Source organism: Pseudomonas sp., assembly GCF_049653025.1.
Classification (GTDB): Bacteria; Pseudomonadota; Gammaproteobacteria; order Pseudomonadales; family Pseudomonadaceae; genus Aquipseudomonas.
The window spans coordinates 48,143-61,903 of sequence record NZ_JBASFM010000014.1 but is presented as its reverse complement, the minus strand read 5'-3'; the positions used below and the strand labels follow the sequence as shown (position 1 = coordinate 61,903).

The following is a 13,761-nucleotide window of genomic DNA, read 5'->3' as shown; positions in this document are numbered from 1 at the left end:
GCTTCCCACTCGTCCCGGCACCACCATCCACCCTACCCCGTCATCGCCCGTATAATCAGCCGCAACTCGCATGGAGACGCGCTCGATGTATACCCGCCTGCTGCACTCACTCAACCGCCTGCACCCACGCGCCTGGGACTTTATCCAGCTGATGCGCCTGGACAAGCCTATCGGCATCTACCTGCTGCTGTGGCCAACGCTGTGGGCCTTATGGGTGGCGGCCGAGGGCGTACCGAGCGCGAAAAACCTGTTTATCTTCGTGGTCGGCGTGTTGCTGATGCGCGCCGCCGGCTGTGTGATCAACGACTACGCCGATCGTAACTTCGACGGCCACGTCAACCGCACCAAAGCCCGTCCGCTGGCCAGTGGCAAGATCAAACCGCGCGAGGCGCTGATTCTGTTCGCCGTACTGGTGGCGGCCAGCTTCGTACTGGTGCTGTTTACCAATGCCAGCACCATCTGGCTATCGTTCGGCGGCCTAGCCTTAGCCGCCTGCTACCCCTTTATGAAGCGCTACACCTTCTATCCGCAGGTGGTGCTGGGCGCGGCGTTCTCCTGGGGCATGCCGATGGCCTTCAGCGCGGTGACGGGAGAGATGCCGCCACCGGAAGCCTGGCTGCTGTATATCGCCAACCTGCTGTGGACGGTGGCCTACGACACCTACTACGCCATGGCAGACCGCGAGGACGATCTGAAAATTGGGGTGAAATCCACCGCCATCCTGTTTGGCGACGCCGACCGCCTGATCATCATCATCCTGCAGGGCCTGGCCTTGCTGTGCCTGCTGCTGGCGGCGGCGCGCTTCGAGCTGGGCCTGTCCTTCCACCTCGGCCTGGCGGTAGCCGCTGGCTGTTTCGCCTGGGAATACCACAAGACGCGCAACCGCAAGCCGATGGCCTGTTTCAATGCCTTCCTGCACAACCATTGGGCCGGCTTGGCGATCTTTATCGGCCTGGTGCTCGACTACGCCTTGCGCGGCTAGAAAGAAGCTTTGCCGCGCACCTGTCATATCGCTGCAATAATTCCGTTATCTAATGCAGCCCATTACAGCGAGATGACCCCCGAGGCTTGACCATGGTTGGCAAGAACATCCTGATCGTCGATGACGAAGCACCGATCCGTGAAATGATCGCCGTAGCCCTGGAAATGGCCGGCTACGAGTGCCTGGAAGCGGAGAATACCCAGCAGGCCCACGCCATCATCGTCGACCGCAAACCCGACCTGATCCTGCTCGACTGGATGCTCCCCGGCACCAGCGGCATCGAACTGGCGCGCCGCCTCAAGCGCGATGAGCTGACCGGCGATATCCCGATCATCATGCTCACCGCCAAGGGCGAAGAGGACAACAAGATCCAGGGCCTGGAAGTCGGTGCCGACGACTACATCACCAAGCCGTTCTCCCCGCGTGAACTGGTCGCCCGCCTGAAAGCCGTGCTGCGCCGCGCCGGCCCGACCGACAGCGAAGGGCCGATCGAAGTCGGCGGCCTGCTGCTCGACCCGATCAGCCACCGCGTCACCATCGACGGCAAGCCGGCCGAAATGGGCCCGACCGAATACCGCCTGCTGCAGTTCTTTATGACTCACCAGGAGCGCGCCTACACCCGTGGCCAGCTGCTCGATCAGGTCTGGGGCGGCAATGTGTATGTCGAGGAGCGCACCGTCGACGTGCATATCCGCCGCCTGCGCAAAGCCCTCGGTGAGGTGTACGAAAACCTGGTGCAGACCGTGCGCGGCACCGGCTATCGTTTTTCCACCAAGAGCTAAGACGGTTTAGGATGGCCAGCAGGCCGTCTCCGGCCAGCATAAGGATTGATTGGCGGATGAGTTCGAATTGAATCAAGACTGGCGCGGCCCCCTGATACGTCGCTTGTTGCTGCTGGTCGGTGCCTGCCTGCTGCTCGGGCTGATCACCGGCGAATATGCCTGGGTCCTGGTCCTCGGCCTGGCCGGCTACCTCGGCTGGCATCTGCAACAACTGCTGCGCCTGCACAAATGGCTGCGCACCCGCCAGGGTGATGACGCGCCGCCGGATGGCTACGGCCTGTGGGGCGAGGTGTTCGACAGCATCTATCACCTGCAGCGCCGCGACCAGAAAGTCCGCGGCCGCCTGCAGGCGGTGATCGACCGCGTGCAAGAGTCCACCGCCGCCCTGAAAGACGCGGTGATCATGCTCGACCGCGACGGCAATCTGGAGTGGTGGAACCTCGCCGCGGAAAAACTCCTGGGCCTGAAAACCCCGCAGGACAGCGGCCAGCAGATCACCAACCTGGTGCGCGACCCGCGCTTTATCGAGTACTTCGAAGGCCACAACTACAACGAGCCGCTGGAGCTGCCCTCGCCGGTCAGCGACCGCCTGCGCCTGCAGTTCCATATCACCCAGTACGGCAACCGCGAGCACCTGATGCTGGTGCGCGACATCACCCGGCTGTTCCAGCTGGAACAGATGCGCAAGGACTTCGTCGCCAACGTCTCCCACGAGCTGCGCACCCCACTGACGGTGATTGCCGGCTACCTGGAAACCCTGCTGGACAACGTCGACGAAGTGAACCCGCGCTGGCTGCGGGCGCTGCAACAGATGCAGCAGCAAGGCGGGCGCATGCAGAACCTGCTGAATGACCTGCTGTTGCTGGCCAAGCTGGAAGCCACCGACTACCCCTCGGACAACCAACCAGTGGCGGTCGACCTGCTCCTGCTGAGCATCAAGAATGACGCCCAGGCGCTGTCTGGCGAGCGCCACCATCGCATCAGCCTGCAAGCCGACCCCCACCTCAAGCTCAAGGGCAGCGAGACGGAACTGCGCAGCGCCTTCTCCAACCTGGTGTTCAACGCCGTGAAATACACCCCGGACGAAGGCGAAATCCAGATCCGCTGGTGGAGCGACGAACAGGGTGCACACCTGAGCGTGCAGGACAGTGGCCTGGGCATTGAGGCTAAACACCTGCCACGCCTGACGGAACGCTTCTATCGGGTCGACTCCAGCCGCGCCAGCAACACCGGCGGCACCGGTCTCGGCCTGGCCATCGTCAAGCATGTGCTGCTGCGCCACCGCGCACGCCTGGACATCGTCAGCAGCCTGGGCAAGGGCAGCACCTTTACCTGCCACTTCCCCAACCAGCAGGTTGTACGCCGCGGCCAATAAGCGGCTCTAAGCGGCCCTGTACTTGCAAAATCCGCCAGCGGCCGCCACCCTTTAGCGCTTATTCACTACCCGAACCCTGTATGGACCCCTCCACGAGTTACACCGCTACGACCTATTTCGCCGATTTCGGCCTCGTTCTATTCGCCCTCTTTCTAGTCCTGCTCAACGGCTTTTTCGTGGCCGCCGAGTTCGCCATGGTCAAGCTGCGCTCGACCAAGGTCGAAGCCCTGGCCGAGCAGAACGGCTGGCGCGGGCATATCCTGCGCACCGTGCACAACCAGCTGGATGCTTACCTCTCCGCCTGCCAGCTGGGCATCACCCTGGCCTCCCTCGGCCTCGGCTGGGTCGGCGAACCGGCCTTCGCCCATCTGCTCACCCCGCTGCTCGGAGCCATCGGCGTCGACTCGCCGAAGCTGGTGCATGGCATCGCCTTCTTCATCGCCTTCTTTATCATTTCCTACCTGCATATCGTGGTCGGCGAGCTGGCCCCCAAGTCCTGGGCGATCCGCAAGCCCGAGCTGCTGTCGCTGTGGACGGCCGCGCCGCTGTACCTGTTCTACTGGGCCATGTACCCGGCGATCTTCCTGCTCAACGCCAGCGCCAATGCCATCCTGCGCATCGCCGGCCAGGGCGAGCCAGGGCCGCATCACGACCATCATTACAGCCGCGACGAGCTCAAGCTGATCCTCCACTCCAGCCGTGCCAGCGACCCCAGTGACCAGGACATGCGCGTACTGGCCTCAGCCGTGGAGCTGGGTGAACTGGAGGTGGTCGACTGGGCCAACTCCCGCGAGGATCTGGTCTATCTGCCGCTGAGCGCCAGCCTGGATGAAGTGTTCGCCACGTTCCGCCGGCACAAATACAGCCGTTACCCGATCTACGACGAAAACAGCGGCGAATTTGTCGGCGTGCTGCATATCAAGGATCTGTTGCTGCACCTGTCACTGCTGGAGATGCTGCCTTCGGCGCTCAAGCTGGCCGAGCTGATGCACCCGATCGAACGGGTCGGCCGGCATATGCCGCTGTCCAACCTGCTGGAGCAGTTCCGCCAGGGCGGCTCGCACTTCGCCCTGGTCGAAGAAGCCGACGGCAAGGTGATCGGCTACCTGACCATGGAAGACGTGCTGGAAGCGCTGGTCGGCGATATCCAGGACGAACACCGCAAGGCCGAGCGCGGCATCCTCGCCTACCAGCCAGGCAAGCTGCTGGTGCGTGGCGACACGCCGCTGTTCAAGGTCGAGCGCCTGCTCGGCGTCGACCTCGATCATGTCGAGGCGGAAACCCTCGCCGGGCTGATCTACGAAACCCTCAAGCGCATGCCCGAGGAAGAAGAAGCACTGGAAGTCGACGGCCTGCGCATCATCGTCAAGAAGATGAAAGGCCCGAAGATCGTCCTGGCCAAGGTGCTTAAGCTGGATTGATGGCCCGCCTAGGTCGAACCTAGGCGTTACTCGCCGCCCACGGCAAAGTTGGGCAGGCTGTTGACTGGCTGGGAGAAGTCGAAGGGAATCGATTCCAGCGCCAGACCGACGTTACGCTGCACCACGAAGTGCAGGTGCGGGCCGGTGCTGTTGCCGGTATTGCCGGAGCGCGCGAGCATGCTGCCGGCGTTGACCCGGTTGCCTTCGCTGACCGCCACCGAGCCCTTCATCAGGTGCAGGTAGACACCCATGGTGCCGTCGTCATGCAGGATGCGCACATAGTTGCCGGACGGGTTATTGCCACGACCGCCCTGCTGGTTCTCGGTCTTCACCACCACCCCACTCCGTGCGGCAACGATCGGCGTGCCCTCGGGCATGGCGATGTCCATGGCGTAACGGCCCTTCGGGGTGAAGTGGCTGTATTTGCCGTTGGCCCCCTGGGTCAGGCGGAACGGCCCGCCGCGCCATGGCAGCGGATAATTCTTCTGGGTTGGCAGTAGGCGCGGATCGCCGAGGGCGTAACGCAGCTTCGGCGTGTAGCGCATGGGTTTGCCGGCATCGCGCGGGGCCAGGGTGGCCAGGCGAATCTTGCTGCGCGGCGGCAGTACCCAGCTGATCGGCTTGTCCGGTACGCCCGAGGCATTGTCGACCCGCTCCAGGCGCAGTTCGATCTGCACCGGCGCATACAGGTCATTGCGCACCAACAGGGTTTCACCGGCTTCGTGTTTCTTGGTTTCCAGTTTCACCTGGCTATCCAGGCGCTCGACCATGCGGTCGCGAAACACGAAGACCTGGGCACCGGGGGCGGCCTGATCGGTATAGGTGACCACGCCGTTGGCATCGGTGTACTTGTAAATGGTCAACGCCATCGCCTGGCCGGCAAGGGTCAACAAACTGCAGAGAAGTAACGAACGCCCTAGCATAACGACTCGGATCTTATGGTTTGTCTGTCCGGATCGTTGAGATTAGCAGCCACTGCAACCCCGCGCGAACCGGCAGCCTGGGGTTGTGAGCCATCTCGCATGCGCTGCCGGACGGACGGCGTTTACGCGCCGGGGCTGAAGTGCTTCTGCGCGGTGCCGCGAGCGATCAAGCGGGAGATGTAATCGAGCTTCTGCGGGTCGCGGTCGACGAATTTGAAGGTCAGCTGCAACCACTCGCTGTCCGGCTTCGGCTCGAAGGCCGCCACCGAGTGCAGGTAGCCGTTAAGCCGCGCGGTTTCCGCCGCCTCGCCCTGCTCAAGATCAAGCACCGCGCTTTCCAGCACCTGCGGCAGCACCTCGGTGCGCTTGACCACCAGCAACGCTTCCTTGAGGCTCAGGGCCTTGATCACGCAGGACATGCTGGCCCCGCCGGGCAAGCGCAATTGGCCCTGGCCACGACCACTCGGCGCACTGGCTGCCGCTGCCTTGGCCGCCGCCGGTTTGCCGGCGAACGCGGCAGCAGCCGTCACGGCAGGTGCCGCCGGTTTGACCACATCGGCCTTGCCGCCAGTCAGTGCGGACAGCGAGTCATTGGCGAAACCGCCGGAACTGAGCATCTTCGGCGGCGCACTGGACATCAGCGCCTGCAGCTTGCCGGCGCGACTCAAGGCCTTCTTCACCTTGGTCACCAGTTGCTCGTTGGAAAATGGCTTGCCGATAAAATCCGAGACGCCGGCCTGGATCGCCTGCACCACGTTGTCTTTGTCGCCACGGCTGGTGACCATGATGAACGGCACGATCTTCAGGGTCTCCTGCTCACGGCACCAGCTGAGCAGTTCGAGCCCGGACATTTCCGGCATTTCCCAGTCGCAGAGAATCAGATCGACAGGCTGACGCGTCAGCATCTGCTGGGCTTTGCGCCCATTGACGGCTTCCTCGATCTGGATGCCCGGGAAGTGGTCACGCAGGCCCTTTTTCACCAGATCACGAATAAAGGTCGCGTCGTCCACTACCAGCACACTGACTTTGCTCATCGGCCACTCCCGTTCTGATGGCTTTAAGCATAGTCGCGGCTGCTGGCCAAAGGCCAACCGAAATGTGCCTTATGTCAGCACAACGGCAATTTCTGCCACGCTGGCCGCGCCGCCCACAAGGTCAGCGCGGCCGTGCGCGTCAATTGCCCTTGTTGGTGCCCTGCACTTCTTCCTGCATGCGGGTCAGGCCGAGGTGTTTCACATCGGTGCCGCGTACCAGGTAGATCACCAGCTCGGCGATGTTGCGCGCGTGGTCGCCGATGCGTTCCAGCGAGCGCAGGGCCCAGATGATGTTGAGCACGCGAGCGATCGAGCGTGGGTCTTCCATCATGTAGGTGACCAGTTCACGCAGGGCGGTCTTGTACTCGCGGTCGACGGTCTTGTCGTACTGCGCCACCGACAGCGCCAGGTCAGCGTCGAAACGGGCGAAGGCATCCAGCGCCTCCTGCACCATCTTGCGCACCTGATCGCCGATATGCCTCACTTCGACGTAACCGCGCGGCGCTTCGCCTTCTTCGCACAGCAGGATCGCGCGCTTGGCGATCTTGGTGGCTTCGTCGCCGATGCGCTCGAGGTCGATCACCGACTTGGAGATGCTGATGATCAGCCGCAGGTCGGACGCCGCCGGCTGACGACGGGCGAGAATGCGCACGCACTCCTCGTCGATGTTGCGCTCCATCTGATTGATCTGGTCATCGATCTCGCGCACCTGCTGGGCCAGACCGGAGTCGGCGTCGATCAGCGCGGTGACCGCATCGTTGACCTGCTTCTCGACCAGGCCGCCCATGGCCAGCAGGTGGCTGCGCACCTCCTCCAGCTCGACGTTGAACTGCTGGGAGATATGCTGGGTAAGGTTTTCTTTGTTGATCATGTGCAAACCCTTGGTTTAACCGGATACGTATCGACAGTGGATGGGCGTTGCCAGAGCGTGTCGGGCAAGGCGGCGAAGCGCAGACAGTACGATTTGTACGGCAAGCTTCGCCAACGCCGCCCGGCGCGTTCTGGCGTGGCCATCAGCCGTAACGACCGGTGATGTAGTCTTCAGTCTGCTTCTTGTCCGGGTTGGTGAACAGCGTGTCGGTGTCACCGAACTCGATCAGTTTGCCCATGTACATAAACGCCGTGTAGTCGGACACCCGCGCCGCCTGCTGCATGTTGTGGGTCACGATGACGATGGTGTACTTGGACTTCAGTTCGTAGATCAGCTCTTCGACCTTCAACGTCGAGATCGGGTCGAGGGCCGAGCAGGGTTCGTCGAGCAGCAGCACTTCCGGCTGCACCGCCACGGTACGGGCGATCACCAGGCGTTGCTGCTGACCACCGGACAGGCCGAGTGCCGACTCGTGCAGACGATCCTTCACCTCATCCCACAGCGCCGCGCTTTTCAGCGCCCATTCCACGGCTTCGTCGAGCACGCGCTTCTGGTTGATACCCTGGATGCGCAGGCCGTAGACCACGTTCTCGTAGATGCTCTTGGGGAACGGGTTGGGCTTCTGGAACACCATGCCGACGCGGCGACGCAGCTCGGCGACGTCTTCGCCCTTGCGGTAGATGTTCTTGCCGTCGAGGTTGATCTCACCGTCTACGCGGCAGCCGTCGACCAGATCGTTCATCCGGTTGAAGGTGCGCAGCAGGGTCGACTTGCCGCAACCGGACGGACCGATAAAGGCGGTCACGCGCTGGTTGGGGATGGTCATCTTGACGTCGAACAGCGCCTGCTTCTCGCCGTAGTACAGGTTCAAGCCGGGGACGTCGATGGCCACCCGCTCGTTGGCCATGTTCAGGCCCTGGCGCTCGCGGCCCAAAGCGGTCATATCGATACCGTGTGTGTGCGTTTCGTGCTGCATGGGAGGCTCCCTACGCTAACAATTCGTCTATGCCGCCCAGCCTAGGCTGGGCGGCGCAATGATTAGTGGTCCAGCGCCTTGTACTTCTCGCGCAAGTGGTTGCGCATGTACACGGCCGTGAGGTTGAGGGTCGCGATCACCAGCACCAGCAACAGCGCGGTGGCGTACACCAGCGGGCGCGCGGCCTCGACGTTGGGGCTCTGGAAGCCGACGTCGTAGATGTGGAAGCCCAGGTGCATGATCTTCTGATCGAGGTGCAGGTACGGGTAGTTGCCATCCACCGGCAGACTCGGTGCCAGCTTGACCACGCCCACCAGCATCAGCGGTGCCACTTCGCCGGCGGCGCGGGCCACGGCGAGAATCAGGCCGGTCATCATCGCCGGGCTGGCCATGGGCAGTACCACGCGCCAGAGGGTTTCGATCTTGGTCGCACCGAGCGCCAGCGAACCTTCACGCACCGCGCGAGGAATCCGCGCCAGGCCTTCTTCGGTGGCCACGATCACCACTGGCACCGCCAGGATCGCCAGGGTCAGCGAGGCCCAGAGCAGGCCCGGGGTGCCAAAGGTCGGGGCCGGGGCTGCTTCCGGGAAGAACAGCCGGTCCAGCGAGCCACCCAGGACATAGACGAAGAAGCCCAGACCGAACACGCCGTAAACGATCGCCGGAACGCCGGCCAGGTTGTTCACCGCGATGCGGATCACCCGGGTCAGCGGTCCCTGTTTGGCGTATTCGCGCAGGTAGATGGCGGCGATCACACCGAACGGGGTGACGATCACCGCCATGATCAGGGTCATCATCACCGTGCCGAAAATCGCCGGGAAGATGCCGCCCTCGGTGTTGGCTTCACGCGGGTCGTCGCTGACGAATTCCCACAGCTTGGCAAAGTAGAAACCGAGCTTGTCGAAGGTGTTCATGGCGTTGGGCTGGAAGGCCCGCACCACCTTGCCCAGGCTCAGGTTGATCTCGCGGCCATCGACGCTCTTGACCGTGATGCTGTCGCGATTGAACGCCTGATGAAGGGCGACCAGCTCGGTTTCCAGCACCTTGTATTCGGCATCCCATTGCGCGCGCTCGGCCGCCAGTTCGGCCTGGGCCACGTCATCGAGCTTGCCTTGCAGCTCCAGCTTGCGGGTTTGCAGGCGGATGCGCTCGAGGCCGGCGTTGATCCGGCCGATGTCCTTCTTCTCCACACGCACCAGTTGCGCGTGCAACTCCTCGATGCGCACCAGGCGCTCCTGCAACGCCGGCCAGGCAGCATCGCCCTCGGCGACCAGCTCGCCGTTTTCCTTGACGTTGATCAGGTAGCCGTAGAAGTTGCCCCACTCGCGGCGCTCGAAGGCGCTGAGGTTTTCCGGGGTGCGCAGGTTAGTCAGCCATTCGCCGATGACCCAGGTGAAGTCCGCGCCGTAGAGGTCGCGGTTACCCACCTTGAACAGCTCGCGGGTCATAAACTCGCCACCCTCGGCGACCGGCAAGCCGGAAGCCAGCAGGCGCGCACGCGGCACTTCTTCGATCTGGCTGATCTCGCCCGCCATCACCTTGGCCTGCTGGCCAGGGATCTGGTAGTCGGCTTCGACGATATCCGCCGGCCAGAAGTGGCCGAGGCCGCGCACGGCAATCACGGTCATCAGGCCGATGGTCATGATCACCGCAATCGACACCGCGCCGGCGTTCATCCAGATCCACGGCGAACCGCTCTTGAACCAGGTTTTCAGGTTGTTCTGTTTCACGGACATATACCTTCCCAAGCCTTAGAGCGAGGCGTACTTGACGCGCAGACGCTGGCGCACCAGCTCCGCCAGGGTGTTCATGACAAAGGTGAAGGACAGCAATACCAGCGCCGAGAGGAACAGCACGCGGTAGTGGGTGCCGCCAACCTCGGACTCGGGCATTTCCACCGCCACGTTGGCGGCCAGGGTGCGCAGGCCTTCGAAGATGTTCATGTCCATGATCGCGGTGTTGCCGGTGGCCATCAGCACGATCATGGTCTCGCCGACGGCGCGGCCCATGCCGATCATCAGCGCCGAGAAGATGCCAGGGCTGGCGGTCAGGATCACCACGCGGGTGAGGGTCTGCCAGGGCGTGGCACCCAGGGCCAGGGAGCCCAGGGTAAGGCTCTTGGGCACGCTGAACACGGCGTCTTCGGCAATCGAATAGATGTTCGGGATCACCGCAAAGCCCATGGCCAGGCCGACTACCAGGGCATTGCGCTGGTCGAAGGGAATGCCCAGGTCATTGCTCAGCCAGCCGCGCATATCGCCGGCGAACAGCCAGTTCTCCAGGTGCCCGCTCATGCTCAGCGAGATAAAGCCGACCAGCAGGATCACCGGGATCAGCAGCGCCGCTTCCCAGCCATCCGGCACGCTCAGGCGAATCGATTCGGGCAGGCGGCTCCAGGCGAAGCCCGCCAGGAGGATGCCAATCGGGGTGAAGATCAGCAGGCTGAATATCCCCGGCAGGTGGCCTTCGACATAGGGCGCAAGGAACAGGCCGGCGAAGAAGCCGAGGATCACCGTCGGCAGCGCTTCCATCAGTTCGATCACCGGCTTGACCTTGCGGCGCATCGCCGGGGCCATAAAGTAGGCGGTATAGACGGCGGCGGCGATGGCCAGCGGGGCGGCCAGGAGCATGGCGTAGAACGCCGCTTTCAGCGTACCGAAGGCCAGCGGCGCGAGGCTCAGCTTGGGTTCGTTATCGGTGTTGGCGGAGGTGGACTGCCAGACATAACCGGGCGCGTCGTAGTTCTCGTACCAGACCTTGCCCCACAGCGAACTCCAGGAGATTTCCGGGTGTGGGTTGTCCAGCACCAGACGCTGCAGCTTGCCCGCGGATTCAACCAGTACGCGGTTGGCGCGCGGCGACAAGGCGGCCAGCGCCTGGCCCTCGGCAACCGGCTCGACCAGCAGGGTACGGTGCGCGGTGCTGTGGAAGACCCCCAGATTGCCCTTGGCATCCAGAGCCAGGAAGCCCTTGCGACGCTCTTCCGGCAGAATCTGGGTGATCGCGCTGTCGCCCAGCTGGAAGCGGCGAATGGACTTCAGTACAGACTTTTCGTCGGCTTCGCGCACCATAAACCACTGGGCGATGCCGCCAGCGCTGTCACCGATCATCAGCGAGGTACCGCCGAGCAGCGAGGTGGCGTTGGTGACGTCGAGCTTGCCGTCGTCGAGCAGCTTGTAACGACCATTGAGGGTCTTGCTGCGCATGTCGAAGACATCGGCAGTGGCCCGACCGTTGACCACATACAGCCAGAAATGCCGCGGATCGATGATCAGCGCCTTGATCGGCTCGGCGATCTGCGGCAGCGTCACGCGCTCTTCGCTGAGGGTCACCTCGCCAGTCATCTGGTTTTCTTCACGGCCCAGGCTCAGCACTTGCAGCTCGGCACCGGTGGAGCCGGCCAGCATCAGGGTGCCGGCATTCAGGCTGAGGCCCACATGATCGAGGGCGCGACCCTGCGGGTCGAGGCTGATCGGGGCGTCACCGAACGGATAGTCGATGCCCGGCGCGATGGTTTTCACATCGTTCGGGTAGGTGATCTTGTAGACGTGCTCGAATACCAGCACCTGGCCATTCGACAGACCGAGGGCGATGCGGTTACTGCCAGGCTGATCCTGACCGACCGAGACGATGCTGGCATCCGCCGGCAGCGGCAGCTTGACCTGGGTCTGCGCCTGCATGCTCTTGGCATCGAAGAATTGCACCAGACCGTTCTGGTCCAGGCGCATGGCCATCTGGTTCTGCTCTTCTAGGGTCAGCAGCAGCGGCGCGCCGGCCTCACTGAGCCAGGCCGGTTGCACGGCCTTGCGGCTTTCCAGGTCGGCACCCTGGAACATCGGCACCACCACATAAGCCAGATAGAAGAAGATCAGGGTGATGGTGCCCAGCACCGCCAGGCCACCCACCGACACGGCCCAACGGGCCATGCGGTCTTTGAGCGCACGAATACGGCGCTTGCGTTGCAGGGCCGGGGTGTTGAAGTCCAGCCCGAGGGATTTGCTTGAGGCGGTCATGGTTTCACTAGCCAAGTCATTCATAGGTAAGAGCGTCTCTGCGCGGCCATGAGCGCGCCGTATTGAGTTCTGTCGCTATAGGCGGCCAACTTTAGCGGCCTTGTGTGACAGAAAAGTTACAGCGCTTTGACAAAGCTACGCCCGCCTGTCGTAAACGAAGGCGGGCGTAGCGGCTTACTTATGACGTCCTTGTCAGAGCCTGGTGGCGATTACAGCCCCAGATCCTTCATGGTTTTCTCGACCACTTTGCTCGGCAGCGGGATGTAACCGTCTTTGACGACCACGTCCTGGCCCTGCTTGGACAGCACCAGCTTGATGAACTCGGCATCCAGCGGGCTCAGCGGCTTGTTTGGTGCCTTGTTGACGTAGACGTAGAAGAAACGCGACAGCGGGAACTTGCCAGCCAGTGCGTTGACTTCGTTGGCCTCGAAGGCTTCGCCACCTTTCTTCGACAGCGGCACGGCACGTACGCTGGAAGTCTTGTAGCCGATACCCGAGTAGCCAATGGCGTTGATCGTGCTGGAGATCGACTGCACTACGGAAGCCGAACCCGGCTGCTCGTTGACGTTCGGACGGAAGTCACCCTTGCACAGGGCGGTTTCCTTGAAGTAGCCGTAGGTACCGGATACCGAGTTACGACCGAACAGCTGGATTGGCTTGTCAGCCCAGTCACCAGTCAGGCCAACGTCGCCCCAAGTGGTGATGTTGCTGCCACCGCACAGGCGGTTGGCGGAGAAGATGCCGTCAACCTGAGCCATGTCCAGGCTCTTGATCGGGTTGTCCTTGTGCACGAATACCGCCAGGGCGTCGATAGCCACCGGTACGGCAGTCGGCTTGTAGCCGTACTTGCCTTCGAATGCCTGGATCTCGGCATCCTTCATCGCACGGCTCATCGGGCCGAGGTTGGCAGTGCCTTCAGTCAGTGCGGGTGGCGCGGTCGAAGAACCGGCAGCCTGGATCTGGATGTTGACGCTCGGGTATTCCTTCTTGAACTCTTCAGCCCACAGCGTCATCAGGTTGGCCAGGGAGTCAGAACCCACGCTGGACAGGTTGCCCGATACGCCGGAAGTCTTGGTGTAGCTCGGCAGAGCCGGATCGACACCAGCAACCGCAGTAGCGGTGGCGACACCAGCGGCGACAAAAGTCATGGCCGCCATCAAACGCTTCAGTTTCATGCCTTACTCCTAGCAAACTAGTGTTGGATTGAACGGGCCAAGTATCTGCAGGCCGCGTGACGACTGTATGTAATCAATATGACAGTTAGATGACCGTGGGAAACTTTGCCAACCCCTGCTCTCCCCGCATGCAGGCCACCCGCCATGGTCGCCCTGCGACTGCCGAGTCGTTATACTCGCAGCGCCCGCACTCCTGCGGGCCGCAGGGC

The 13,761-nt window shown here is 62.7% G+C and carries 11 protein-coding genes; 4 read left to right on the top strand and 7 right to left on the bottom strand.

Features of this window, described 5'->3' with window-relative positions:
• The first annotated feature begins 85 nt into the window (after positions 1-85).
• The 4 genes from ubiA (at position 86) to WBK23_RS11410 (ending at position 4,560) form a co-directional block, all read left to right on the top strand.
• A complete protein-coding gene (gene ubiA / locus WBK23_RS11425; RefSeq protein ID WP_424484080.1) occupies positions 86-982 on the top strand; it encodes a 4-hydroxybenzoate octaprenyltransferase in 897 nt (298 codons plus the stop codon).
• A gap of 92 nt (positions 983-1,074) precedes the next feature.
• Entirely contained in the window at positions 1,075-1,764 is a 690-nt protein-coding gene (phoB, locus tag WBK23_RS11420) for a phosphate regulon transcriptional regulator PhoB (protein WP_160013767.1), read from the top strand.
• Positions 1,765-1,831: 67 nt separating this feature from the next.
• Entirely contained in the window at positions 1,832-3,139 is a 1,308-nt protein-coding gene (gene phoR / locus WBK23_RS11415) for a phosphate regulon sensor histidine kinase PhoR (protein ID WP_424484079.1), read from the top strand.
• Positions 3,140-3,219: 80 nt separating this feature from the next.
• Positions 3,220-4,560, top strand: coding sequence for a hemolysin family protein (locus WBK23_RS11410; RefSeq protein WP_424484078.1), 1,341 nt, complete (start codon positions 3,220-3,222; stop codon positions 4,558-4,560).
• Between the two features lie 26 nt (positions 4,561-4,586).
• On the opposite strand, the gene WBK23_RS11405 is transcribed toward WBK23_RS11410, so the two are convergent.
• The 7 genes from WBK23_RS11405 to WBK23_RS11375 all read right to left on the bottom strand — a co-directional run bounded on the left by WBK23_RS11405 (position 4,587) and on the right by WBK23_RS11375 (position 13,552).
• Positions 4,587-5,483 carry a peptidoglycan DD-metalloendopeptidase family protein gene (locus tag WBK23_RS11405; protein ID WP_424484077.1) on the bottom strand — a complete coding sequence of 299 codons (897 nt, stop codon included), beginning with the start codon at positions 5,481-5,483 and terminating at the stop codon, positions 4,587-4,589.
• 122 nt (positions 5,484-5,605) lie between these two features.
• The gene (locus WBK23_RS11400) at positions 5,606-6,517 is read right to left on the bottom strand and encodes a response regulator (RefSeq protein ID WP_424484076.1); all 912 of its coding nucleotides are present in this window, start codon (positions 6,515-6,517) and stop codon (positions 5,606-5,608) included.
• A 139-nt stretch (positions 6,518-6,656) separates the two neighbouring features.
• Entirely contained in the window at positions 6,657-7,388 is a 732-nt protein-coding gene (gene phoU, locus WBK23_RS11395) for a phosphate signaling complex protein PhoU (RefSeq protein ID WP_424484075.1), read from the bottom strand.
• A gap of 142 nt (positions 7,389-7,530) precedes the next feature.
• Positions 7,531-8,364 carry a phosphate ABC transporter ATP-binding protein PstB gene (gene pstB / locus WBK23_RS11390; protein ID WP_424484074.1) on the bottom strand — a complete coding sequence of 278 codons (834 nt, stop codon included), beginning with the start codon at positions 8,362-8,364 and terminating at the stop codon, positions 7,531-7,533.
• A 62-nt stretch (positions 8,365-8,426) separates the two neighbouring features.
• Positions 8,427-10,100 carry a phosphate ABC transporter permease PstA gene (gene pstA / locus WBK23_RS11385; protein ID WP_424484073.1) on the bottom strand — a complete coding sequence of 558 codons (1,674 nt, stop codon included), beginning with the start codon at positions 10,098-10,100 and terminating at the stop codon, positions 8,427-8,429.
• Positions 10,101-10,115: 15 nt separating this feature from the next.
• Positions 10,116-12,401, bottom strand: a complete 2,286-nt coding sequence (locus WBK23_RS11380; RefSeq protein ID WP_424484072.1) for an ABC transporter permease subunit — start codon at positions 12,399-12,401, stop codon at positions 10,116-10,118.
• 185 nt (positions 12,402-12,586) lie between these two features.
• Positions 12,587-13,552, bottom strand: a complete 966-nt coding sequence (locus tag WBK23_RS11375; RefSeq protein ID WP_424484071.1) for a PstS family phosphate ABC transporter substrate-binding protein — start codon at positions 13,550-13,552, stop codon at positions 12,587-12,589.
• Positions 13,553-13,761 lie beyond the last annotated feature (209 nt).

Excerpts from the sequence above, each read along its gene's own strand:
- ubiA (WP_424484080.1), top strand. The coding sequence starts at position 86 with ATGTATACCCGCCTGCTGCACTCACTCAACCGCCTGCACCCACGCGCC.
- phoB (WP_160013767.1), top strand. The coding sequence starts at position 1,075 with ATGGTTGGCAAGAACATCCTGATCGTCGATGACGAAGCACCGATCCGT.
- WBK23_RS11410 (WP_424484078.1), top strand. The coding sequence starts at position 3,220 with ATGGACCCCTCCACGAGTTACACCGCTACGACCTATTTCGCCGATTTC.
- WBK23_RS11405 (WP_424484077.1), bottom strand. The coding sequence starts at position 5,483 with ATGCTAGGGCGTTCGTTACTTCTCTGCAGTTTGTTGACCCTTGCCGGC.
- WBK23_RS11400 (WP_424484076.1), bottom strand. The coding sequence starts at position 6,517 with ATGAGCAAAGTCAGTGTGCTGGTAGTGGACGACGCGACCTTTATTCGT.
- phoU (WP_424484075.1), bottom strand. The coding sequence starts at position 7,388 with ATGATCAACAAAGAAAACCTTACCCAGCATATCTCCCAGCAGTTCAAC.
- pstB (WP_424484074.1), bottom strand. The coding sequence starts at position 8,364 with ATGCAGCACGAAACGCACACACACGGTATCGATATGACCGCTTTGGGC.
- pstA (WP_424484073.1), bottom strand. The coding sequence starts at position 10,100 with ATGTCCGTGAAACAGAACAACCTGAAAACCTGGTTCAAGAGCGGTTCG.
- WBK23_RS11380 (WP_424484072.1), bottom strand. The coding sequence starts at position 12,401 with ATGAATGACTTGGCTAGTGAAACCATGACCGCCTCAAGCAAATCCCTC.
- WBK23_RS11375 (WP_424484071.1), bottom strand. The coding sequence starts at position 13,552 with ATGAAACTGAAGCGTTTGATGGCGGCCATGACTTTTGTCGCCGCTGGT.